The organism is Pseudarthrobacter ribosi (assembly GCF_055412865.1).
Window position 1 is genome coordinate 37,028 of record NZ_JBVAYZ010000004.1, and the last position, 24,817, is coordinate 61,844.

Genomic DNA, 24,817 nt, shown 5'->3' on the forward strand with positions numbered 1-24,817 from the left:
TCAAGCTCCCTTCGTCTTCAACAGTTCGCGAATATCGTCAACGTCAGTCCCCACGGTGGCCCAGCCGGCGGCCTCAAGTTCGGATCGTCCGTCGTCACCGTCTAGAACGACGGCGATCCGGTAGTCCGGCCAGGCTATCGAGACCGGCATGCCGTCCACCTCGAACCCGAGCTCTGGCAGAACCCGGACGTCCGCATTGGCAATAGCCAGCAGCAGAGTCTTCTCGAACTCGGTGGCCTGATCCAGCAGCTCGTTCCAGGCAGGGCTGAGCCCGTCTGACATCTCCAGCCGCGCGGCCTCTTCCTCGACCGATCCGCCAGCGCTGACCGTAGACATCACCGATCCGATCGTCAGACCTATCGGCTTGAACGCCAGGAGGTTGGAGAGCCGCAACCACTCGCGCCAGGACGCCTCGTGCGCGGGCGAACCGACCGCTTCTGCACTGTCGTCCAGGCACAGTCCGACGGCGATCGTGGACAGACTCTTGGGCGACCCGGCCGCCGCGAACCCCAGACTCCCCGAACTGTACGTCCAGGCCGTGACGGTGCCAGCAGGCAGAGCCGGGGTCGCGCCTTGGGACAGCGCCGCCGCGTGCGCATACATCGCCTCCGCGTCGCCGGGCTCGGGCCGCTGCGCCATCAGCATGAGCGGCACAAGTTCCGAGAAGTTCGCCCAGGCCTCGGGATCAGGCCGGTTGACCCATTCCCAGAGCATCGTCATTGCGTCCCTGCCCAGCAGGGCCATGATCGCGGCATTCACGGGATAGTTGGCCATGAGCTGCGCGTTGAGCTTGGCATTGGCCCAGGAAGGCAGCACCACCGGCGCCGAAGGACCGGCTTCGAACGCCTCGACGTCCTGCCACGTCACTGCCCACGGCACCGCGGCCCCGGACAATTCAGAGCTGTGCCGGAGCTTGTCGCGCTTGGTAGCGTCGTCCGCGATTCTGTTGTGTTCCGGGGACGCGTGGAAAGTGAAACCGTCCGTGTAGATCGCCAGCACGGGGAAGTTCGGGTCCGGCGGGCCCTTGAGCAGGAAGTCGGGGCGGGTTCCGGCGACATCCACCTGCGGGATGAGCTGCCATTGGAACTGCTGCCCGGGGATCCGGAAGGTGATGGTGTCGGCCAGCGCACCGGGGGTCACCTTCGTGTGTGCGCCCACTGCCTTCAGCCGATCCATCCAGGCCTTCCGGAACCGCTTTTCCAGCAGCGATTCGATCGAGGTCTCGGCGTCGGGCGCCTCATCGGTGACAGTCCAGTCGGAGAACGACGGCGCGACGGCCACGTCCGTGGCGGCCTCGCCGGAGCGCAGCAGCAGGCCGAGCAGGCGTTCGGCGCTGGCCCGAGCCACCTTGTCCACCGTCCACGGATCGGCGAAGGGAAGCAGGCAGTGGTGGCATGCCAGCCGCTCCTCGAAGCGGCAGCTGCAGTCGCGCACAGTCTGCCACGCGGCATGCAGCAGCTCCCAGACCCGTTCGGGGTTGGCGAACTCGGCCAGGTAGCCGGTGCCGCCGGGCACTTTGTCGTGCAGCATCAGGGCAATCCGGCTCCCGCCGTGCGCCGGATCGTTGATCCGCAGCACTCCCAGATGGTCCGGGGCCCCGCCCAGGACTTTCTGGAGACCCAGCAGCATGGCTGCCTGGAGACTGGGAACGGAGAAGTCGTCGCCGTAGGTCACGTCGAGGGGCAGGTGCAGCACCACGCCCTGGGTGTTCAGTTCCCGGGCGAGCACCACTTCTTTGACGCTTTCCTGGGCTGCCTTGCGGTATTTGCACCAGAACCGGTGCTCGGTGGGCAGATTCTCCTTGGCGGATTGGTCCAGCTGGCCGCAGTAGGAGCACAGCCGGAACATGGGCGTCCGGACGTCGTCGCCGGCGATGGTCCGCACCCCGCCGTTGGATGCTGTTCGTCCGGTGTTGAGCCAGCGGATGTCCACCCGGTTGAAGTATTCGGCACCGAAGTCGTAGCCCTCCACAAACCAGCGCTTCTGCAGGTGCTGCGGGTCAATGTCCGCCGCGGCGACGATCGTGAAGCGTTCCCGCACGCGGTTGTCGCTGCGGTCATTGATCGCTGCCTCATCCCGACGGACTTCGGCGGAGACTTTCTTCATGACCACGACGTCGAGGACCTGGCCCATATCAGCGATGGCCGAGGTGCCGCAGCGCAGACAGTTCAGCACGGCCGCTGCGGCGCCGAGGTCGGTCTTGATCCAGCCGCATTGCGGGCAGACCTGCCATTTTTGGATATGGCTTTGCTGGGGGCCCAGGTCCACGGCGTCGATCAGGATCTCCATGCCCTGGGCATAGAACGTGGCGCCGGGCGCGAATTCGCTCAGGGCCACGGAGGCGCCGCGATTGTAGGTCACCGTGTCAGTGACGAATTCCTGCGTGTCCGCATCCTTCCAGGACAGCCCTACATCCAGGCTGACCGAATCGTCCAGGAGTGTGTAGTTCGGCAGCACGCCGTAGGCTTCCAGGACCGAAATCCAGTACTGACCGCGGAGCTGCTTGAGCTGGTCCCGAATCATCTTGAGCGTGGCTTTGGCCGTCCGAAGGGCCTGGTGCGCGTCGGAGGTTTTGTCGTCCAACCGTTCCGCCTGGGCGGCCGCTGCCTCCAGCTCGGGCAGGGCGTTGCCGACCTCCTTGCGGCGGGTGTCCAGTTCGTCGACGTCGGCCTTCCACTCCCCCGCCGCCCGTACCAGATGACGGGCGAGGCCGCTGGGCTCGCCGTCGTCGTGCCGTGACGCCCACGCTGCCAGGCGGGCGGCGCTGTCCGGGGAAATCCGTTCGCCGAACTGGTCCAGGAACTCGGTGAGATACCCGGTAGCATTCGCCGTGGCGTCCTCGATCAGGTCCCCGATGAACGATCCAGGCGCGACGCTCCCGAGGGCCTGGATGGCGTCAACCGGGTGCGGCCGGCCCGAGGCCCGGGCGAAGCGGTCCGCGACGTGGGCCACGTACTGGCGACCCAGGATTTCTTGGGCGTCCAGGTACGTGGCCGGCGGGCGGACCTCCCCATTGATGACGGAGAGCGGTTCGTGGAGTTTGGGCAGGTGCTCGCCGCGGCCTCGAACGAAGGCGAGGACCAGCGAATTGCCGGTCAGGCGGCCGGCGCGGCCGACCCGTTGTAGGTAGGAGGCTACGGACGTCGGCAGCGAGGCTAGCATCACACAGGAGAGGTCGCCGATGTCGATGCCCATTTCCAGCGTGGGTGTCGCCACCAGGACGTTGGGAGCCTGCGGGTTGTCGGCGCCGGACTTGAACTGGGTTTCGTAGAGAATCCGCGTCGCGTCATCGAGCAGCGAGGTGTGTTCCCGTGCCACGACGCGCTTGCTTTCGCGTGAGGAGTAGAGGTCGCGGTAGAAGTTGCGGGCGTCGGAGGCTTGCCGCTGCAGGGTGCCGCTGCAGCGGACCAGGGTGCAGGGGCCCCCGACCAGCTGGTCGATGACCGTCAGGCTTCCGGGGGTGATGGCCTGGCAGACCTTGCACTGGACGGTGTGGCCTCCTGCGGCCAGATCCTCGGCGTCGGGCACGGAGAGCACGATTTTCTCCGGGTCGAGCCAATAGACATCGGCGCCCGAGTTCGTCTTGGAGCTGTCGAGGGTTCCGTCGTCGGCGAGTGCCGTAATGAGTGCCTTGGCCAGGTAACCGCTGTCGGCGGGGGCGACGCCGAGGCAGCGGGCCGTCCAGCGTGCGTACCAGGACGCCGAAGACGTGACGCCGTCCAGGTTGTCTGTGGCTGCGGCGGCGCTGCCGATCCGGGGGAAGGCCGGCGCGGGGCGGCCGGAGGGGAACGCGGGCATGCCTTCGCCCTTGGGTCGCCCGCCCCAGATTTGCCAGCGTTTGCCGTCGGTCGCCATGTAGCCTTTGAGCCATTCGTGGTTGACGCCGCCCTGGAGGCGGACCCTTTCCACCGTGCCACGAATCCAGTGCAGCATCTGCTGCTGCGTGGGCGCGGTCTCTCCGACCATGGTCTGGTGGAGGGCCGAGTCGTAGGCTTTCCGGGCCACGGAGAGCATGCGGGTGGGGTTGCCGGCATCGGTTTCGACGGCGAGGGACCCGGTGAGTTCCAGTGTCCGGCCGGTCCGGGACTGGAGGCCGAGCTCCAGGAGGGCGTCGAACTGCAGCCGGCGTTTGGCGAAGCGCCTGGCCCGGACGCGTTCCGCCGGGGTGGCCTTTGGGTCCCAGAAGGGCCGGAAGCTTTGCCGGTCCACGAATTCGGGCGCGATGAGCTGGTATCGGTCCCCGGATGTGTCCGCGCGGGCAATCGCGGTGTCCACGAGTTCCGAGAGTGTGGCCGGCTGCTCGCCGAGGGCGCGACGCAGGGCGGTGCGAAGCGTCATGGTGTGGGAGCGGGACTGGACGTATCCGGCCCGGTGCGCGGCGTCCTGGACGCTGTCGGTGAAGACGAGGGCTTTCTTTTCCTCGTCGTTCAGGCCCTCGGCGCCGAACAGGTTGGAAATGCTAACGGAGAGCATGGTGGCGACGGCGCTGCCCATGAAGGCGATGCCGTCCTTGGCCAGGCAGGACGGGCAGACGTCCTTCTTGGACTGGTCGTCCGCGTCCTGACCGGTGAGCATCAGGACGGGAATGATCCGCCCTTCGGCGAGGTCGGCGCTGTCCGCATTCGGGGGCATGGTGGAGAGACCACGGTTGACAGTGTGGAGCCAGTGCAGGCCCTGCACCTGCTCAGAGCCACCCTGGTGGAACTCGATGATGTCCGCCTCGGCAGCGGCCGAGATGAGGGTCCGGAAGCGCGGGTTGTTGGTGACGCGTGCTTCACGGATCTTGGAATCATCCAGCTCCAGGTCCAGGCCGGTGGGGGCCAGGACGGCGCCCCAGCCCGAGCGGCCGCAGTGGCGGCAATAGAGTGCCGGCAGGAACATGTCGTGGGACTGGTCCACCCCGTCGTCGGACCAGCGGAAGCGTGGTGTGGTGTCGACGGCGGCGTCCACGCGGGACATCTCGCGGATCCACAGGTGCGTCTCAACGGTCAGGGCGGCCCTGCCGTGGCGGGCGCGGATGTGGCTGAGGAGTGCGATGACGTGGGAGACGAACTCTTCCGCGGCGTCCGGACTCACCCTGCCGGGCAGCGAATGGGCCGGGAAAATCGCGTTCGTCAGGTCCGAGAGCGCGACGGCGGTGCTCGCATGCGTCAGCAGGGCGGCGGTCAGCGGGTGCGTGCGCATCGCGTCCAAGAGATCCGCGGGGCGATCACCGAAGAGCGTCTCCAGGACGGGCCCGACGACGGATTCAGGGCCGCCGCCGGCCTCGCGCAGTTCCGCGACCGTGTTGTTGGTGCTGGTGACGTCGAGGGCGATTGCGTGCATGTCCCGGCCCTGATTGGTTCCGTTGCCGAGCTCTGTCCAGGCCTCCTGGCTGAGCCGGGCCTCGGTGATGACGGCGTCGGGTGGGAACACCTCGCCGAAGACCGTCTCTGCGAAGCGGAGCATCGCGTCCGGGTCGCCTTTGCTGCCCAGGGTTGCGGACGTGGCGACTGGAGTGGCCCGGCCGAGCGGCCGCGCGCGGTCTTCCTCGCTTAGCCCGTGCGGACGCTCCGTCAGGTCGTCCGGCCAGTAGCTCTTGAGCGTCAGGCCGAGCCGGCGCAGCAGCATGGCCACGTCCGTGCCCTGAGCGCCGTCATAGGTGTGGAATTCGTCCAGGACCACGTACTGCAGGCTGGTCGCGGACTTCTGCCAGAGCGGCGAATCGGCGTGGCGGAGCAGGAGCATGTCCAGCATCTTGTAGTTCGTCAGCAGGATGTCCGGCGGGTCCTGGTGGAACACGTCGCGGTCATTGATCAGACCGTCCGGCGCGACCTTCGTTCGGTTGGTGTCCTTTTGACCGGTGTAGATTCCAGCGGTGACCCCCGACAGCTCCGCGTGGGCGGTCAGCAACTCGGCCAGGCGTTTGGCCTGGTCGTTGGCGAGGGCGTTCATCGGGTAGAGGATGAGCGCCTTGATCCCGGTGATGCCGTCCCGCTTGTCGCGCAGCACGTGGTCCAGGATCGGGTAGAGAAACGCCTCCGTCTTCCCGGAGCCGGTGCCGGTGGTGACCAGGGTCGGTTCGGGGCGACGGCGTGCGCCACCGTGGCCTTTGCTGCTGAGCCGTTGAAAAGCCTTCGCCTGGTGACCGTAGGGCTCGAAGCCGTCGTACCAGTCCAGACAGTCTCGCCAGCCAGGTTCCGCTGTTTCAAAGGGAAGCCGCAGCCGGACATAGGCGCCCTTGAAGAGCCCTTGGTCCGGATCAGCAAGGAAGTCCTTGATGGCGGACTGTGCGTTCCCGTCCGTGAGCGCGAACGTGGTGGCGAGGTAGTCGGAAAGTCCGCGACGCAGGTCCCCGGCCTGGGTGGTGGGCAGAAGCTCAGACATCAGGAATTCTCCTCCAGCATGCTTGAGAAGTGCGCGTATGCCGTCCGCATGTCTTCCTCGCGGTCGAAGCTTTGGAAAGGGAACTCGAACACGTACTCCACGCTGCTCTGCGGGTGCGTCCAAGTTCGTTCTGCGAGCGTCAGGTTCTCGCCGACCTTGCGATAGAGCCGATTCATGTCGCCTGGAACTTTGCGGCCGTTCGCGTCATACAGGTCGTTCTCTTCGTAGCCTCGGAGAACGGGAAACTGAGTTCGATAGATGGTGCACAGTTCATCGATGGACAAGCCCCAGGCAATCGCCACCAAGACGTCTATTTCGATTTCAGTTGCTCGTCGAGATTCAGCAAGTCGGAGACCTGCGTTAGAGTGCCACGGAGTACCTGTGGCGTCTGCCCACAAGGGGGCGAATACTTCTGTCAGACAAACAAGTTGGGCCATTCGGCCCACTAGCTCCCGGGAGATTTCTTCTTGGTTTCTCCCTAGAATCGGGAATCCTTCAACAAACGCTCCGCGTAAGTCCCCTGCTCCGGAAACTTTGAGGAGGAAGTCTGCTGGAACGGAAGCAAACGTTCCGGCGGTACCAAGAATGGACGCTGCGGACAAGTCGGGTCGCCCCGCCGCATGGACTCCATCAACATGTGCGGCTCCCGGTGGCATGACGCTTGCGTGCCACGAGCGCTTACCCGTCGTGGACGACATTCGGCGCCAGGCAATTCGGAAGTAGTCCAGGGGGTCAGCCGCACCGTCCACTGTCATCCACTTCGTATACTCAGCTCTGTACTCCGTGGCCGACATGGCACGCTGATAGCTCGTGCGAGGAATGAAGTCCGCGGGGAGCGCCTCCAAATCAAGTTCCGTCCAATCGAGGTTATTCTTCATAGTCGGGTTGGGTTGCTTGGCAAAAGGGTTCGCCACAGTGAAGTGCGGGCCCTGCAGGATGATGTCCTCCCAGGAGCCAGGCACAGAGGAGCCGACCTCGAAGTACCCCTTCTTGCGGTCGATGGACTCATCCCATCCGCGCGAGTACTGAAGTCCCAGTTCTCGGACTCGGGGCGCCCTGCTCAGTTTTTCGAGCACTCGCGAGCTTGCACGGTTCACGGGATAGACCATCCGCGCCTGGACCGCTGGAGTGCCCAGATCATCGAGGATGTTGGCCCACACGGCCAGGGCAGCTTCGTCCACATGGATGATGCGTTCGAGGTGGGGCCGAGTGTCCCACCTGCCATCGCCGTCTTTTAAACCCGGAACTTCGCCGGATCCGTCGTGAACCTCGGAGCGGGCGATGGTTTCCGGGTGGTATAGAGATGCCGCCATCTTGAATTGTGGAGATTCGCGTCGTGCCCCGTAAACGTGAACGCCGTAAGTCACGTGGTGATCGATCTCGAAAAGTGACAGTTCGTTGATGAACTGCCAGTGCCGGCGCAGACGACGGTAGGTCTCGGCCCTGAGGTGGGCGGCTTTCTTCTCAGTGAAGTGTGATTCAGGATGAAGCAAGGCAATTGACCCGGTCTCAGAGGAGGAACGCCAGGTGCGAACCATAAACGCCCGGTAAAGATCCGGCTGCAGGCCAGCCAACACGGAGTAATCACCGACTGACCCTAGGAATTCCGCGAGGACAGCCGTGGGAATCGCATTCTCAACGAAGTATTCTCGCATTCCCGCTCGGCCCAGAGTCTCTTCGCGCTTGACCTTGATCTGTGCCTGCGTCGGTTTCTCCGCCAACTGCCACCACGGATCGCCTTCGCCCAACAGAGCGGCTTCGTCAGAGCGCGGCCTGACCCACGGCGGGTTACCCACCTGAAGATCGAATCCCCCACGTCCAAACACTGAAGCGAAGTCCAGTTCCCAGTGAAAGAAGCCCTGGTCGGTGGCGACATCTTCACAAACCTGAAGCCAGCCATGTTGCTTCTTAGCGATATCGATGTCGGCCACCAGGGCAAAACTGAGGTCGGCCCGTTCGGCGTCGTTCAGTTCTTCCCAGGTTGAGGAGGCACCAAACGTTTGTTGCCCCGCCATCTTCGATTCCTTGCCCTGCAGTCCAAGAATCATTTCCAGTGCTGCGAGCCAATCGTCCAGTGTGGGAGGCGTTGCCCCGCCGGTCGCCCGCTCGGTAAGAGGCCAGAACCACAGCGCGTTCCACGCATCCATGACCCGGCGGAGGCGCTGGTAGGCGCCGTTCGGATCGTTGAGGGTCTCCTCGATCTGTTCGCGGGTGACGGCTTCAGGCCGAGTTCCTGCATCGCCGGGCGCTACAACCGCAGGGTGTTTGCCGAAGTAGTCGATGTCCCGGCGGGCCTCCGATTCGGCGACCTGAAGCCGGCGCAGCGTGAGCTTCCACAGGGATTCGACCCGACGCCCGAGGCTCACCATACGGTCGCTCTGCGTTTTGCTGGGCTTGGACTTGATCTTGTTGCGCCAGGCCTTGAGCTCCTTCTGGGCCTCCGCTGCAAGATCTTTGACTTCCTTGGCCTCGGCCGCCGCGCCCCAGCCCTCGGCAGGTAGCAGGAAATGATGGATGCGGCCCACCACGTTGGGATCGTCGGACTCGGCATTCATAGCATCGACGAGGCCGGTCACAGGCGCGTCCTGCGGTGCGCTCTTCAGCCATGACTTGTCGTTGACTGACTGCCGTGAAAACGTGGCTCGGCGGGCGCCGATCAGCGAGTTGCCTGGACGCAGGCGAAGCCCGAACCAGGGCGCCTGCAGGTCCTTCACCATGGTGTCGAGCCAGAGGGAGACTTCGGCTAGTTCCACCGCCGTCGAATTCAGGTCCACGCCGTGGACCTGGTGCAGCGCGATCTGGGCCTTGACCTTCTGGAGTTCCTGCGGATATTCGTCCGCGGGGATCCGGACGTCCAGCTCATCCTGTTTGCGTTTCAGGTACTCGTCGGCGAGCTGGCGGACCGCTTCCAGCGCGAACGCGCCGGATCCCAGGGCCGGCTCGCAGACCGTCAGGTTAAGGATGTCGTCGGCCGCGGTCTTCTGGTCGTTTTGGTCCATCAGCTCTTCGAGCGCCTGGGAGACGACGAACTTGGTAAGCACCTCAGGGGTGTAATAAGAGGCAGACTGTTGGCGTTCGCGGCCGGCGAGCCGGAAGACGAACGAGCCTGCGGTGTGTAGGACCGGGCGCCGCTCCCCTGTCCGTTCGTCTTCCTCCACCACGAAGTGCTTGGCGTCAATGGACTCGGACCGGTCCACTGGGACCACCCAGGAACCCTTTTCCGGGTTCCCGTCCCTGGCCACCTCGTGCAGTGGCTCCGTGGCGATGAAACCCGTGTAGGACATCAGGCCCTCATAGACGGCCCCGAGCTGGTTGATGCCCAGTTCCGCGTAGGAAATGAAGCCCCGGTCCTTGCCCTTGGTTTCCTTACTGAGCAACAGGTGCTGGAGGACTCGCTGCAGCTCTGCGTTGCTGAGCTTGGTGCCGTTGATGAGGGACGTTGCGGCGTCGTGGAAGAGGTCGGCCTTGAGCGGTTGGAAGACCAGGCCCTCGTTCTCACCGGAGGCATGGTCGGTCGGGTTTGCTCCTGCCGGAGCGTGGCCGTTGTCCACCAGGCGGAACAGCTGCGCGAGGGATTCGTAGATGTGGGTGCCGCGACGGGACTCCGGGGACTGGATGTTGACCAGGGTTAATTCCCGCAGCCTGTCAAGGCCGTAGCCCTCGTTGTATTCGCCAGCCCCGACGGGGAGGACGCCCATCTCCGGGGAGGCCTCCGCATAAAGAAGGAAGAGGATCCGGTAAAGGAAACGCAGGGACTGGCGGGCCAGGACCTGACCGTCCACGTCCTCGACGCCCAGACCTGCTGCACGGCGGCGGTCCAGGACATCGTTGGCGATGATTTCTATGGAACGCCGGATGCCTTCGCGCAGGTCTTGGGAGACGCCCACGGTGTGTTTGACGGAGGCCTCAAGGACGCCGTCCCACCAGATGGAGCCATCTGGCGTCGGCATAAGAGAGTCGCGGCCGAAGATCGTCAGGAACCGGTCCGTCTCGGCGTTCTTCTTGGTGTCGTTGCGGTCCGCGACCAGGAGCGCGTCCGCGGCCAGGTAGCGGCCCTCGGCCCAGCGTTCCTGTTCGGTCAGCACCAGCCAACGTCCCGCCATGATGACGACAAATTTCGGGGCCTTGTCCGACAGATACGCCTCGGACACGGTCTTCGCCACCGTCAGCGCCGGGGAAGGCTCTTTACCGTCCACCAGAACCCGCCCGAGCGGAAACGCCGTGGACAGGACGTCTTCCAGGGCGTCCGCCGGGGCGGCCTCGAGGAACAGAACCTCTAAGTTCTCCATGGCCCATACGCCGGGGACGAGCGTTTCGGTGCCGCTGCGCTCGAAGGTGACGGCCGCCGTCGTACCCTTAAACCCGAGGGCACCGCGCAGTAGGGCGTAGGCCTCGGACGCACCCGCCGGATCTTCCGAGAGCCCGGCGAGCAGGATCTGGAGGCGTCCGCGGACCTCGGCGAAGCGGGTCAGGGTGGTGAGGTGGCCTTCCTTGCCTGCCTCGTCCCAGCTCTTGCGGAGTTTAGCGACCTCGGCCTGGAAGGATTCCTTGGTGGAGTCCGTGGTGAAGAAGTGCTCGCTAATCCAGTCTTCGCCTACAACGATGGAATCAAAGGACGGCATTACTGGTCAGCACCTTCCGGGACGGCGACAGGGGTTGCGCGGGGAACGACGATCAGGAGGGGGCGGACCAGGCGTTGGGCCGGGGCGAGCGACTCCGCGATGCGCTGCTCCTCGCTGACACGCTCGCGTTGCTTTTTCACTTCCGCCCGCTGCGCGAAGTCGAAGGACAGCTGGGTCCAGCCCGTGGCCCGGTCCTTCCAGGCCAGCAGGCGCTGGTTGGCAGAGTCGGCAGCCGCTTCAAACGTCAGCTGCATGGTCTGCCGGGCGCTCTCCACCGCCTGCGGCAACAGGGCCTGCAGCCCGTTCACCCTGACCGGTCCGGGGTTGGTCGCCTTGGCGTCGACGCCGATGCTGCCTAGGTGCGCACCCAGATCTTCGAGGGGTTCGGAGAGACAGAACGTCGGGTTGGCGGGGTCGGGGAAGTCCACGGCGATGAACGCTTTGGAGACCACCTGCCCGCGGCGGTTCATCAACGTCCCCATGAGCAGGACCTGGGCGGCGTCGACGTCGCCGCGGACCACGAGGACTTCGCTGCGGGACATCGAGGACAGGGCCCGGTCGCTGGCCCAGTCCAGGACGGGGTGGAGCGGGCCGAGGTAGTGGGCCTCGGGCCAGCTCATGTCATCGGATTCGCGGGCGCGGTTCAGTTCCCTGGTGCCGGCGTCGACTGTTGTGGCGAGTTTGAGCCGCTCGGTGACCCGCCGCTCGGCCAGGTAGTTCTGCGGGAGGTAGCCGAGCCGGTGCTGGAGGTCGACGGGCGGGTTGAGTTCGGCGAGGCCGTGTCCGGCGTGGACGGTCCAGCCGAGGACCTTGTGCGGATCGCCGAAGGCCTCGTTAAGGGCTTCGTCAAGGAAGTCCAGGTCCGTGGAGTAGAGACCGAGCGGCTCTTCGACCGGGATGGTCTCGGTTTCCCCGTCATCCTTCAAGGCCTCGAAGTCGAGGAAGTCCCAGAGATCGCCTGAGTCCGGATCGGCGTCGGGATCCCCGACGACGTCCTCGAAGTCCTTCTTGCCGAGCAGAACGTCGCGGATGGCGTCTTCTTCCTGCTTGACGCTGTACTGCCCCATCAGGGACGCGACGTCGTTGAGGACCGTGTGCGCCTCGTACTCGCGTTCCATCAGGCGCGTCAGGACCTTGATGTCGCCTGAGAAACGGGTGTTGAGAGGGTTCAGGAGCAGGGTGGTGATCTGCGGTTTCTGGCGCTGGCCGAACCGGTCGATACGGCCGTTCCGCTGTTCGATCCGGATCAGGCTCCAGGGGATGTCGAAGTGGATCAGGTGATGGCATTCGGCGTGCAGGTTCACGCCTTCGGAGGCGACGTCGCCGGTGACCAGGACACGCAGCGGGCTGTTGCCGCGCTTGAACTGGTCCACGATGCTTTGCTGTTCGACGTCGCTGAGGCCACCGTGAAGGAGGCCGACGTTTTCGGGCTTGAGGCCGAGAGCTTTGGGCAGTGTCTCCTGCAGCCATTTCAGGGTGGCGACGCGCTCGGCGAAGACCACCGCCCGCATCGGGGAGCCCTTGCCGACGCCGATTTTCTTCAGGTAGCTGACGAGTTCCGTGTGCTTGGCGGAGTTGCCTGTGTTGGCCGTCTCGGCGAGCTTGCAGAGCCGTTTAAGGGCTTCGGTTTCTTTGGCCTCTGAGGGGGAATCGGCGTCGAGCTTCCTCAGGCGCTCGGTGACCGTTTCGAGAAGTGCGGCAGGGCTGGAGAGGAACGCCTTGGCTAGGATCCAGGAGAACAGCGCGCCGTTCTGACCCGAATACGGCGCCGGTTTGCCGTCGGGGTAGAGCCACACGTCGGAGAGTTCCTCGGCGATGGCGTTCTCCGCCGCGGAGGCGGACACGAGTCTGTTGTCCGGTTCTTCCCGCTCGGCCCAGTCCGCGCCGACTTCCTGGGCGACCTCAGGGCTGTGCCGGTGCCGGCGGATGATGAGGTTCTCCACGTGCTTGGGGTCGAAAGTGCCATCCGGGCGGACGGCGGTCGGATCCAGCAGTCGCAGGATCTCGGCGAATGACTCGTTGCGTCCGTTGTGCGGCGTGGCGGAGGCCAGGATGAGAGCCTCGGTGTTCGGCGCAAGCACCCGGGCCAGCTCGTTGTTCAGGGCCTGGGTGTTGGTGACGTTGTGGGCCTCGTCGATGACCACTGCGTCCCAATGCAGCTTGCCGAGCTGTGCCCGGTAGCGGGGGCTTTTGAGTGTATCCATGGAGATGATGGCGCGCTTGTAGAAGGTGAAGGGGTTGCGGGTGGCCGGGAGCTTCTGCCGGATCTTCTGGATGCCGGCGGAGTCGAGGCGGACGAAGGGCAGAGCGAAGCGGCACCATAGTTCGTGCTGCATCTGCTCCAGCACATGGCGGGGGGTGACGATGAGGATGCGTTCGCCGCGGCCGCGTTTGACCAGTTCGCTGAGGATCATGCCGATCTCGAGGGTCTTGCCGAGGCCTACGGCGTCGGCGATTAGGATACGTGGCCGGATGTTCTTGGTGTCCAGGGCTTTCGCGACGGCGATCTGCTGGTACTTGAGGTTCCGCGACAGCATGCGGGTGGAGACGGTCAGGTACTCCGCCGACTGGGGTGTCGGCGTCTTGCGGAGGGTGGTCTCCAGGAACAGGCGGGCCCGGCGGTAGTTGGGAGTGTCATCGGCCACGACCTTGGACTTGGCCGGGTCCACGACTTCGATGGTGTCCAGTGCGGAGTAGAAAGCGGCCGTGGTGTCCCTGACAAGCTCGCTGAGGCCCTGGACCCTAATGAGGGTACCGTCGACGGATTTCTCGACGCTGGTGACGAGCCAGTCCTCGTCACGCACACGGACCACCGAACCGGGTGCGACATTGAGTTCCCGGTGTGTGGCTGTAACTGTCAAGACCTGCTCCTGTACTTCGTGGTTCCCCAGCGGGAGCTTTTCGCCGTTGCACGGCCTGATGCTCCCAAGCCATTATGTACGGCTATGTAGCCTCCCGGCGGTCGGTCCGCGGAGTCTTTGAGGACACTTAGCGTCATCCAGGGTCGGTAATGGGCTTCTGGGTCGTTCTGAGCACCCGGTATGAGCAATGGCAAAGAGTCGCAGCCTGCGTGCCCACCAGGTGCCGATGCCATCGTAGTCGCGGTCACGCTAGGGATTTGTCCAAGACTGGCAGTTAGACAGCCGAGAGGGCCCGGTTGAGGTCACAGGTGTTGGATTCACGCCGAACTAGCGAGTTGAGGTACCCCCCATGTGAATACCCACGTCCGCTAATGAACCGAGCAGAAGTTAGAGCAAGTCCGACACACTGCGTCATTCAACTGGAAACAAGTACCCAAACTGAAATCACCTTTATCGGAAGATAATACGAGAAGCATCGACAATTCGCTTCCAATACATTGATGCAGAATAATGCGCCGCAGGATAAGCGCAGCTTTCAAACGTAAAAGGGGAGAAACTGTCGCCTTTGAGTCGCAACTCAAACCACTCCATATTATTTCGGGTGCTCGCCCAATGGATTAACGGCGCCTCAATCGACCGTCGAAAAACACCCGGATCCTGCCACGCATCGTCAAACTGAACGGCTTCCAACATGGTCCGGATCCACTTGAATACGGGGGCATCCACACGCCGGCCACGTTCAGTAAGTTTGAGCATAGCCTTTTCGGCTTTTGCTTCCGCCAGTGATCGGTCACTCCATGCCAAGATCGCACCTTGGTGCTGCATGGCAATTTCCCGACACGAATCAAGAATATCAGAAACTAAGTCAATCCTTGTATCGCGATTAAGTCTGTTCCTATCGATAAGCCGGTAGGAAAAGGTGATAATGCTACCTGCAATGAAAGTGAATATCGCCGCCCAAATAGCTATCGGAATACCATTAAACTCTTGGCCAGGCGCAGCAGGGGTGGCTATATTAGTGATTCAAATTCTCCTCAGTCAGGTTCGGAACCACATCAAATCCGAAGCCATCCACAACCTGCAACTCCCGAATCAGAGCAGGCAGGTTAAAGGAATCTACAAAGACTTTCCACAGAACCTGGTTGCTGACGCTTCGATGCAGCGCATTCTCCCCGAAGAGTATCCATCGACTCGCGGTCTTCGCGACCGACTTCCATAACAAACCCTTCGGCCCCTCATCAAGAAAGCCTTCTGGTTGTAGCAACAAATCACTAAAGTAGGTAGACATCGAAAGAAGTGACACAGACTTGTCGAATCGATCACGATAAGGACTGTCCTCAACTCTGGCGGGCGCCAAATATGTCACTCCCTGGGCATTGGCGATCATCATTTCCGTATTCGACTTTAGATTGATATTCGCACAGCGGCTTTCCAACTCCGCAACGAGTGAGGGGGCAATATCGAAGGCATTTCCGACACCAATATGGAATGCCACAATTTCACGTCTACTGCTGCGCAGCTTTCGCCTGAAGTCAGCATTAGTATCGGGCAGTCTTATCATCATGGAGAACTGCGTAGTAGACTTAGTCTCCAATCCAGGAAAAAGTTTGCTAACGATTTCTCTGAAAATAACTTTTGTAGCTAAGACCTCTTTTGCAACCCTTAACGTTGAAAGCTTCTTTAGTAAAGTCAAAAAATCCGGATCTTCAGACTCGACTTTTACGTTAGCTCGAATTCGTATAAGGGCAGAACCACCAGGATAACGCTCTATCATCACACTCTTGATGGAGCCACTAAGGCCATTCAGGTCGGTTTTTAGTGGCAACCTTGGAATTCCGGGTTGCCCAACCCAATCTGCGGAGTTGGTAATCCTGAGTATTAATCCATCGCTTAGTTTATAACGCTTAATATCAATGTGGTATCTCAAGGCCAACGAGAATAACCCGACCCTTCCATCCCCATCCACAGGCCGAAAAAAACGATTCAATTCAGAATCATCGGCCCATGGAACGTAGGGCTGAAATCGATAATGCCACTCGACCTCGACGTCTACAGCCATTGGGATGCACCGGGGGCTCGAACCCCGTCGCAATTGCTTGCGCCAATCCGCCTTGGGTGCACCTCGGTCACTTTCACTGCTCTAGAGTAACAAGCTCGCTGGATGGCCAGGTACGTTACGACGCAAAGCGATTCGTTCGGCCGAATTGCTACACACAGGATTGCCCCTTTCACAAGTACAAGTCGACGGGCGCTCCTACAGCGTCTACGCCGGCCTGGCCCTGATCTTCGCCTACTGCCTGGCCCCCTTCTACTGGATGGTCTCCAGCCTCCGCCGCACCGCGGACATCTTCGACAACACCCTTCTGCCGGCGCCGTTCTCGCTGGAGAACTACGCCAAGGTTTTCGACGGCTCCACGATGTTCGGCCAGGCGCTGCTCAACTCCCTGATCGTCGCCGGCACCACGACCACCTTCGCGCTGGTCCTGGGCGTGTTCGCCGCCTACGCCATCTCCCGGCTGAACTTCCGCTTCAAGTCCGTGATCCTGGGCGTCATCATCGCCACCTCGATGTTCCCCGGCATCTCCGTCGTGGTGCCGCTGCTGCGGCTCTTCACCGACGTCGGCTGGATCAACACCTACCAGGCGATGATCGTGCCGAACCTGTCCTTCGCGATCCCGCTGGCGGTCTGGAACCTCACCACCTTCATGAAGGCCCTGCCGTTCGACCTCGAGGAAGCGGCGATGATCGACGGCTGCACCAAGTGGCAGGCGTTCCGCCGGGTGCTGCTGCCCCTCGCCGCGCCGGGCGTCTTCACCACCGCGATCCTGACGTTCATCCACAGCTGGAACGAGTTCATCATCGCCCTGTCGATGATCAACGACCCGAAGATCCAGACCGCCACGGTCGCGATCTCCAAGTTCACCGGCGCCACCGAATTCCAGGCGCCCTTCGGCGAGCAGATGGCCGCCGGCGTGATCGTCACCGTCCCGCTGGTCATTATGGTGTTGATCTTCCAGCGGCGGATCGTCGAGGGCCTCACCGCGGGCGCCAGCAAATGAGTCCGGTCGAATCCAGCACCGTCGAGGAAAACACTTTCACGCCCGACGTGCAGTGGTGGCAGTCCGCCGTCATCTACCAGGTCTACCCGCGCTCCTTCGCTGACGGCGACGGCGTGGGCGACCTCGCCGGGCATTCTCGCTGGCTGAACCGGCCGCGGAGCCGTGGCTTCCGCAGCCCGCGGCATGGGGAACCCGCGCGATCGAACTCCAGCAGCAGGACCCGGAATCCTCGCTGGCGCTGGTCACCAAGGCGCTGGACATGCGCCGGCTGCTCTGGAGGAACGAGGTCTTCGGCCCCAACGACGGCGGCACCTGGCGCGTCGAAGCCGGGAACCTGCTGATCTGCGAACGCAGCGCCGACTTCTTCGTCGCCGTCGTCATGGGCACCGAGCCGGTCAGACTCCCTGCCGGGACTGTGCTGCTCAGCGCGGAGCCTCTGGCCGAGAACGGCTGGCTGCAGCCGAGCAACGCCGTCTGGGTGCTGCGGGACTAAGCCGACCGGTGGAACGCGTGCAATGGTCACCTTGGGAGTATGGATTCAGGGGACTAGGGCTTCTCCGGTGAAGTGGGGCCTCCCGATGCTACGCTTTCGGGACGCCTGAAATCGGTCTCAGGGTGGAAGCATCGGGGAGCGTTCTAAAGATGGATTTTGGCCTAGTTTCGGTACTCTTCGACTCCGTTATTCAGGCGTCTGTGATGGTCAGCGAGCATTCAGACCGGAAAAAGCAACAGAAGCGCGATCGCCTCACAACTATCGTCCAGCAGCTTGATGTGGAGGCTGTCTCGACAGCCGTCCGGCCTGCGAGGCTCGCCGGTTACATGCGCGGGGCAGTGGTAGCAGGACTGGTCCGTCCCATCATCGAGAGCCCCTCTTTCCGTGGTCTGATCAAAGAGATGTTCCTTGCTGTGGTAACCGACCACAGTGAGCAAAAGCTGGCCTTGGTCAAAAATTCGATGACTCTCGTTATCACAAATGGCCTCAAGTCGAAGGCGGCTGATTCAGACGTAGAGTATTTCTGCGAAAACGTCGTGCCTGCACTTTCTGAGTCGTGTCAGGCTGTCGTAGCCGCGGTGAGGACCTCCAACCCAGAAACTCTGGTTGCCCTTCAGAGCACAGCCCTCCTCAAACGATTGACTACAGTACTGGAGAACATCGACCGGCACTCGGCATCTCTGGCTTCCTCAACGGAGGATGCTGAGTTGCGCAGACTTTGGTTATCGACATATCGCAGGCTCTGCGAGAAGGACCACGGGTATATCGTTCCGCCCGACTTCGATACCAGCCGCAAGATTCCGATGTCGAAGCTCTACGTGATGCCTACAATCTCCACAGGCGGGCCCAACAGCTACAGGGACGGTACGGCTGTCCCCTTTGAGCATTTTCGGACCACCATCGACCGTACTGTCTTGTTGGGCGACCCTGGCGGGGGAAAGTCAACGCTCTCGAACTATTTGGCTTCCTATTGGGCAACAAATGATGGAGGCGTAGTCCCTTTCCATGTGACCTTGCGTGAGTACGCCAAGCAACCCAGTGAACTTTCGATTGCCGCCTACATTGAGCAGCAACTAGATGCTCATTATCAACATCCTGCGCCGGCGGGGTTTGTTGAGGATCTCTTGGTGTCAGGTGAAGCGGTGGTGATATTTGACGGACTCGATGAGCTGATTGACACCACCAAACGTCGGGCCGTGAGTGCCATGGTGGAGCTATTCGGTATCAAATACCCGCTTGCCGCGATCCTGGTAACTTCTCGACGAATCGGGTACGACCAGGCTCGGTTAGATCCCGACGTCTATCAAGTGCGCGTAATTTCCGAATTCCAGCCGGATGACGTGCGTGACTACGTTCACAAGTGGTTTGCATCGCAGGATGACTACTCGGAACAGCAAGCCGACCGGCTCGCGGGATCATTTATTGCGCAAAGCGAGTCGGTAACCGATCTTCGGACAAATCCACTGATGCTGGCTTTGATGTGCATCATCTTCCGCGGCGAAAACTTTATCCCGAGAAACCGCCCCGCCGTTTACGAGAAGTGCTCTACCCTGTTGTTCGAAAAATGGGACGGACACCGGGCGATTGAGGTGCCGCTTGAAGCGCGAGCACATGTGAACGCAGCGTTGATGCACGTTGCCCACTGGATGCTACTGAGCGGATCCGGCGACGTCGGGGTTTCCTACGAGAAGTTGGTTCGTCAGATGGCGACCTACCTCCGAGGGCGAGCCTTTGAAACAGAGGATAGCGCCACGAGAGCTGCCGCGGAATTTGTTGATTTTTGCAAGGGAAGAGCGTGGGTCTTCGCGGACGCTGGGACCACGGCTGAGGGCGAGCCCTTGTTTACATTTACCCACCGCACCTTTATGGAGTACTTCGCGGCCTTTCACCTCACCCGGATCAACGACACACCCGAGAAATTGGCTCGCGCCCTCCTTCCTAAGGTTGCGGCGGAAGAATGGGATGTAGTCGCGCAGTTAGCGATTCAAATTGAAGATAAAGCGGTGGACCGCGGCTCTGAACGAGCGTTGCGAATTATGATCGACGAGCCGAGGAAGCGTACACTTCACGGGCGCACCAACATCTTGGAGTTTGTTGGCCGTTGTGCTTCCTTTTCGACTTTGTCACCCTCGTTCATGCGCGACTTGACTCATCGCTGTCTCACTCTAATGCTCAAGGATATGGTCGAGACATCGGGTGCAGAGATTTCGATCATCGGCCCTTGGCTTTCAGTGATGCGCGCTGGCCTCATTGCACATAAAGATACTGTTGCTGAGGCTCACAAGGCATACTTAGCGACGGCCCTGGAGCAACCGGATAGTGAGATGTGGAAAGCGGCCTGCGAATTTGTGTTCCTCGGCTTAGGTGTGACATGGCCGTCTGCCGTGCGATCCAATTCACCGTGGTCTACTTGGTGGCCCACCTTTCATGAAATTGCTCAAAACTCCGCCTCGCATCTGCGGGCCTACTCGGCAGATCAGCCCGCTAGTCGCCCGGGTTTGATGGTTAGCGGTGTCCAATCTGTGGATGCCACGTTGAAGGCCTACCACAAGGAGGGTTGCGGCTTTGTTGAAACATTCTTTGGAGGTAATGATTCCCAGTTTCGATATTTCATGATCCCCAATTTGGCCACGATTTTGTGGGAAATAGGCGGAAGCCCACTACCCATGGATGCGCGGCAGGAATTTGCCTGTGGCGAGTCGCTGGCCGAAGCGTTTCTGAATGAGTTCTGGTCCCATACTCCGAAGCGAGTCGGCGATCCCGCTCGGGATCGTCTTACAAGGACCTCCTTTGGTGAAAAGATGGAGCTCCTGCCGAATAAGCCCCAGGCCGTCCTGGATGCTGGCTTTTTGGTAGCTTTGGCTGAGCATGAAGTCTTGACGATCATGTACAACGGGCACTATCCGGGTGAGGTAGAGGGATATATCGGCGATGTGATAAATGTTCGAGAGAAGAGAAATGGGGCTAAAGTGGTCGATCTAACGACTGCTTCATTGTCCCAAAAAGCGACCACATTCGCCGAGAAATGGATGAATGGGGAAGTGGACATATTTGAGGATTCGACTCCCACGCCCTCCGCGGTGGCAGATAGTCATCAAGCGCCGATTATTCTGCGAGCGGGTGCGGAGTAGTCCGGAACCGAGTTAGTTTGCGCCGACCACACGGGACGATTGGTTTCGGATTGCTCTCCGTCGTGTCGGTCCTGTCGGGGGGTTAGAACGGCGCGGGGTCGCCGCTGTTGGTGCGGATGTCGTCGCCGCGCAAGGCCCTTCGCAGATGAGTATGGATAGGGGCGGTCTGAGTCCGGCGCCGCGGGTATAGGCCGTTTCCGGTGCGGCGTGGTGCGGCGGGAAAGAGGTCAGGGCCTCTTTGAATTGGTAGCGACCAAGCAACCAATATTCAAAAGAGACCCTGACATGACTACCTCTATGTCTGGTTCCGATGGCCGCTGGTGCACGCGCGCGGACACGTTGCTCGGTGTCGAAGGCGTCCACATCAGCTCCGTCACAGCACCCCAGGCGGGCTGGTTCTTTGCGTCGAGACCGGGGAGCACATGACCGGCTCCCCGGACTGCGGCGGCGTCGCGATCGGGGACGGACGCCGGCATGTCCGGATCCACGACATCCCCTGTTTCGGCCGCCCGGTGCGGCTGCTGTGGGCCATACGTGTCTGGCGCTGCCCGGACCAGGACTGCCCGAGAACGACGTTCACCGAGGAGCACCCGCCGGCCGGCCCCCGGGCGAAACTGACAACACGTGCTCTGAACTGGGCAACCGATGCGCTCCAGCGTTTCGACACCTCGGTCTCGGCCCGGCCCCACCAGCTCGGCGTCTCCACACCGTCTGGCACGGGATCAGGGTAGAAGCCGCGCGGCGGATCGCTGACACAGGCCGGTTGAAGGGCGCGGATGCCCTCGGCGTCGACGAGCATGCTGGGCCCACACCGGGCCGCCCGGCACCGGGATGGTCACTGGGATTGTGGATCACACCCGTGACGCTTACGGCGTTGTTCACGCCAGGCTACTGGACCTCGTTCCGGGACGTTCCGGGACGGCCTACGCGGACTGGCTCAAAGACCGCGGCGCCGGATTCGCGGTCGGGATCAGGACCGCCGCGCTGGATCCGTTCCGCGGTTACGCCAACGCGATCCGCGACGAGCGGCCCGGAGCCATCACCGTTCTGGATGCATTCCCTCTCGTGAAGCTGGGTTCGGCCATGGTCGAAGAGGTCCGCCGCCGGGTCCAGCAGGACACCCTGGGCACGCGGCCGCAAGGGCGATCCGCTCCACGGGATCCGCCGGACCCTGCAGATCGGCGGGGACCTTCATATTCGACACGGCGGTTGAACCTGTGGTGACCGAGACAGCAGGCCAGGGTGCAGCGGTGAGGGCATCCTGCACGAGCGTGGAGCCGCGAGTGGCCGAGTTCTCCGACGGTGTTCTGAGCACGCTTCGCGGGTCGCTCGGCGTAGGCCGGGAAGAGCTGCACCCTGCGTACCCTCCGATGATCCCTTTCCCAGGGAACTGGCACCCCATTCTCGTCTTCGCAGCACAAACGACCTTTGACTCATTCGTTTTCGACCCGGTCCCCATGCGCACGCTGATGGATGCCCAAAACTGGGCTGGCACCGTTGCAATCCACTTCCGTCAGCGTCCCGAGGGTGCCAGAGTTGAGCGATGAATGAGGAAGCGGGAGGCAACGTGCCGCATACTCTTGAAGCTGTCCTGCACGACGGCACCGCCATTCACGTGTCCATCCAAGGAGCGGGTCGTTCCGTGCTGCTCCCGGTCCGGATCGAGCCTTACCCGCCGTCGGAAGCGGAGACGATGCGGCGGTGGGGTGCGGACCCTGAGCTGGGGCCGAACTTGGCCGCCGGCCTTTCCCCCTCGTATCGCGTCATCTCGGCGGACTACGAGGGTCACCGAATGGAACACCCCGCGCCGGACACCCTGACGCCGGCCAATGTTGTGACCGACCTGCTGGCCATCGCGGACGCGGCCGGTACGTTCGCGTATTACGGGTACTCGTGGCTGGCGCTGGCCGGGCTGCAGCTTGCCGTCCGCACGGACCGGCTCTGGGCGCTGGCCATGGGCGGCTTTCCGCCTCTCGACGGCCCGTACCAGAGCATGCTCTCGATCACGCGCTCGGCGCACAGGATGGCCACCGAAGCGGCCGCGCAAAGACAACCCTCCGACGTCGAAGCTGGTGTTGCCGGGATTGACGCAAGCGACATTGAACCGGGCGACTGGGACGCCTTCCCGATCCAGACGTCGCCGGCGCAGACCCGGCAATTCGTCACTTTGTATGAGGCGCTTCAAGACTTCGACGACTCTAAGGTGACGCTGCCGCCGCGTCTTGCACGGCTGGCTTTTGCCGGCTCGGCAGACAGGATCGACTACGGTCCGGCCTGGGACAACGTGCAAGTGAGAATCGGCGAGCCCCTCGCCGCCCACGAACGCGAGCTCACTGCCGCCGGATGGGATGTGCGCGTCCTCCCCGGCCTTGATCACATCAGCACAATGAACAGCAGTACCGCGTTGCCCCTGCTTCAAGACTGGCTCCGGAATCTTTAGCGTCAGCCGAAGTGCAGGTGCGGGCATGCGGCTTTCATCGAGATCATCGCGCTGGCTCCTGCTTACTACGCGAACTGCGCAGCGGTTCGGGCTGCCAGGGCAGCGCCGATACGCGCCGGCCAGCCCGGCTACAGTCGAAGCCTGGACCGCGACGGCGACGGCGTCGGCTGCGACAAGTAGAGACCCTCGTGGGCTAGATGGCCGCACACTTCGATGCTCGGAAAGTAGATGTCAGGTAATGAGGAACCCCCGTTAGTCATTGTGACTAACGGGGTTCCTAGCGAACAAGACGTCCCTCACCACCAGCGGTGGCGGCATCATGGGTTCTGGCATGCGCACTTCGGTGTGCCTACCTCCGCTTCTCCGGTGGCCGGTTTTCTCACGGACCTTCATGTCGATGCAACAGCCGGCGAACTCGGGTTTCAGTCGATGAGCACCGGGGCCTTGGCACGCTCCGAGGATTCGACAACGGGCAAAACGTTCCCCGAGCGGTGGTGAAGCCAGTTAGCCACCGCCAGAAGCGCCACCAGTGCGAACGTGCTTAGGAGCTGGGGACGGGAATCCTCGCCGATGAAGCCCACCGTGAAGATCGCCGCCAGGATGAGCAGGCCAAAGCACGTAAGCCACGGGAAGCCGGGCATCCGCAGGGGAAGCTCCGTTCCCTCGCGGTCGGCACGGAGGCGCAGCGCGAGCTGGGCCAGGAGCGCGGACGTCCACACCAGCAGGCACGTCGAGCCCACAATGTTGAGCAGGACCGGAAGCACCTTCTCGGGGAAAGCCAGCTCCAGCACAACCGTGACAACGCCGAAGGCAACGCTGGCCAGGACTGCGACAACCGGGACACGCGCCTTGGACACCGAGGCAAGCAGGCGCGGCGCTTCACCGCGCTCGGCGAGAGAGAACGCCATCCGCGAGGCACCGTAAAGGTTGGCGTTGAGGGCGGAAAGCAGTGCCGCCACAGCCACCAGGGTGATGGCGGTGGCCGCGCCGGGCATGCCGGCGGCGTCCAGCACGGCGGCGAACGGGCTCTTCAGCCCCGCCGAACCCACGGGAACCACCGCCGCGATCACGAAGATGGCGCCGATGTAGAAGATGAGGATGCGCCACAGCACGGTCCGGACCGCCGTCTTCACGCTGCGGGCCGGCTCAGCGGTCTCAGCTGCCGCCACGGACACGATCTCGGTGCCGCCGAACGCGAACGCCACCACGAAGAGTGCCGTGGCGATCCCGGCGAAGCCGCTGGGTGCGAATCCGTCTCCGGTGAAGTTGGTCAGGCCCGGCGACTGCACGCCCGGCAGCCAGCCGAAGAGCAGGGCAGCGCCCACCAGGAGGAACCCGACGATTGCTGCCACTTTGAGCAAAGCGAACCAGAACTCGAACTCGCCGAAGTTCTTCACACTGGTGAGGTTCACAGCGGTGAGCACCACGATGAATACGAAGGCCATCAGCCACACCGGCAGCGCCGGGAAGATGGTGGCCAGCAGGCCGGCCGCACCGAGCGCTTCGGCCGCGATGACCACCACGAGCTGGATCCACCAGAGCCAGCCCACCGTGGCGCCGGCCACCGGCCCGTAGGCCTTGGCGGTATAGACGGAGAAGGCACCGCTGTCCGGATTGGCGGCGGCCATCTCGCCGAGGGCCCACATCACCAGGATGATGAGGGTGCCGGCTACGAGGTAGGAGATCAGCACGGCCGGGCCGGCAGCCTGGATGCCGGCGCCGGAGCCGATGAACAGGCCCGCGCCGATGGCGCTTCCGAGCCCCATCATGGTGAGCTGGCGGGGTTTGAGTGCGGCGCCCAGTGCGCGGCCAGACGTCTTTGTCTGTTGTTCCATGGGGAGTCCT

General features: G+C 62.6%; 13 protein-coding genes. 7 read left to right on the plus strand and 6 right to left on the minus strand.

Going from position 1 to position 24,817, the window contains the following annotated elements; all coding sequences use genetic code 11:
• The 5 genes from ACZYZ5_RS05325 to ACZYZ5_RS05345 form a co-directional block, all read right to left on the minus strand.
• Positions 1–6,366, minus strand: coding sequence for a DEAD/DEAH box helicase (locus ACZYZ5_RS05325; protein ID WP_463899780.1), 6,366 nt, complete (start codon positions 6,364–6,366; stop codon positions 1–3).
• Complete coding sequence (locus ACZYZ5_RS05330) at positions 6,366–10,988, minus strand: Eco57I restriction-modification methylase domain-containing protein (RefSeq protein ID WP_463899783.1); 4,623 nt, start codon at positions 10,986–10,988, stop codon at positions 6,366–6,368. The genes ACZYZ5_RS05325 and ACZYZ5_RS05330 overlap by 1 nt, the downstream gene beginning before the upstream one ends.
• Positions 10,988–13,849: a helicase-related protein gene (locus tag ACZYZ5_RS05335; RefSeq protein WP_463899784.1), complete on the minus strand. Its 2,862-nt coding sequence runs from the start codon at positions 13,847–13,849 to the stop codon at positions 10,988–10,990. The genes ACZYZ5_RS05330 and ACZYZ5_RS05335 overlap by 1 nt, the downstream gene beginning before the upstream one ends.
• A gap of 450 nt (positions 13,850–14,299) precedes the next feature.
• A complete protein-coding gene (locus ACZYZ5_RS05340) occupies positions 14,300–14,674 on the minus strand; it encodes a hypothetical protein (RefSeq protein ID WP_463899786.1) in 375 nt (124 codons plus the stop codon).
• 190 nt (positions 14,675–14,864) lie between these two features.
• Entirely contained in the window at positions 14,865–15,908 is a 1,044-nt protein-coding gene (locus tag ACZYZ5_RS05345; protein WP_463899789.1) for a hypothetical protein, read from the minus strand.
• A gap of 160 nt (positions 15,909–16,068) precedes the next feature.
• On the opposite strand from ACZYZ5_RS05345, the gene ACZYZ5_RS05350 reads away from it, so the two are divergent.
• The 7 genes from ACZYZ5_RS05350 to ACZYZ5_RS05380 all read left to right on the plus strand — a co-directional run bounded on the left by ACZYZ5_RS05350 (position 16,069) and on the right by ACZYZ5_RS05380 (position 23,152).
• Entirely contained in the window at positions 16,069–16,908 is an 840-nt protein-coding gene (locus ACZYZ5_RS05350; protein WP_463899792.1) for a carbohydrate ABC transporter permease, read from the plus strand.
• A gap of 259 nt (positions 16,909–17,167) precedes the next feature.
• Positions 17,168–17,401 (plus strand): hypothetical protein, encoded by a 234-nt coding sequence (locus tag ACZYZ5_RS05355; RefSeq protein WP_463899793.1) that lies wholly within the window; start codon positions 17,168–17,170, stop codon positions 17,399–17,401.
• Between the two features lie 149 nt (positions 17,402–17,550).
• Positions 17,551–20,532, plus strand: a complete 2,982-nt coding sequence (locus tag ACZYZ5_RS05360) for an NACHT domain-containing protein (RefSeq protein WP_463899795.1) — start codon at positions 17,551–17,553, stop codon at positions 20,530–20,532.
• Positions 20,533–20,954: 422 nt separating this feature from the next.
• Complete coding sequence (locus tag ACZYZ5_RS05365; protein WP_463899797.1) at positions 20,955–21,263, plus strand: transposase family protein; 309 nt, start codon at positions 20,955–20,957, stop codon at positions 21,261–21,263.
• Positions 21,264–21,378: 115 nt separating this feature from the next.
• Complete coding sequence (locus ACZYZ5_RS05370) at positions 21,379–21,756, plus strand: transposase (protein ID WP_463899799.1); 378 nt, start codon at positions 21,379–21,381, stop codon at positions 21,754–21,756.
• 319 nt (positions 21,757–22,075) lie between these two features.
• Complete coding sequence (locus ACZYZ5_RS05375; protein ID WP_463899802.1) at positions 22,076–22,972, plus strand: alpha/beta fold hydrolase; 897 nt, start codon at positions 22,076–22,078, stop codon at positions 22,970–22,972.
• Between the two features lie 51 nt (positions 22,973–23,023).
• Positions 23,024–23,152, plus strand: a complete 129-nt coding sequence (locus tag ACZYZ5_RS05380) for an excalibur calcium-binding domain-containing protein (RefSeq protein WP_463900174.1) — start codon at positions 23,024–23,026, stop codon at positions 23,150–23,152.
• Between the two features lie 242 nt (positions 23,153–23,394).
• Here the strand turns inward: ACZYZ5_RS05380 and ACZYZ5_RS05385 are convergent, their stop codons facing one another.
• Complete coding sequence (locus tag ACZYZ5_RS05385; RefSeq protein WP_463899803.1) at positions 23,395–24,807, minus strand: amino acid permease; 1,413 nt, start codon at positions 24,805–24,807, stop codon at positions 23,395–23,397.
• Between the last annotated feature and the right edge of the window lie 10 nt (positions 24,808–24,817).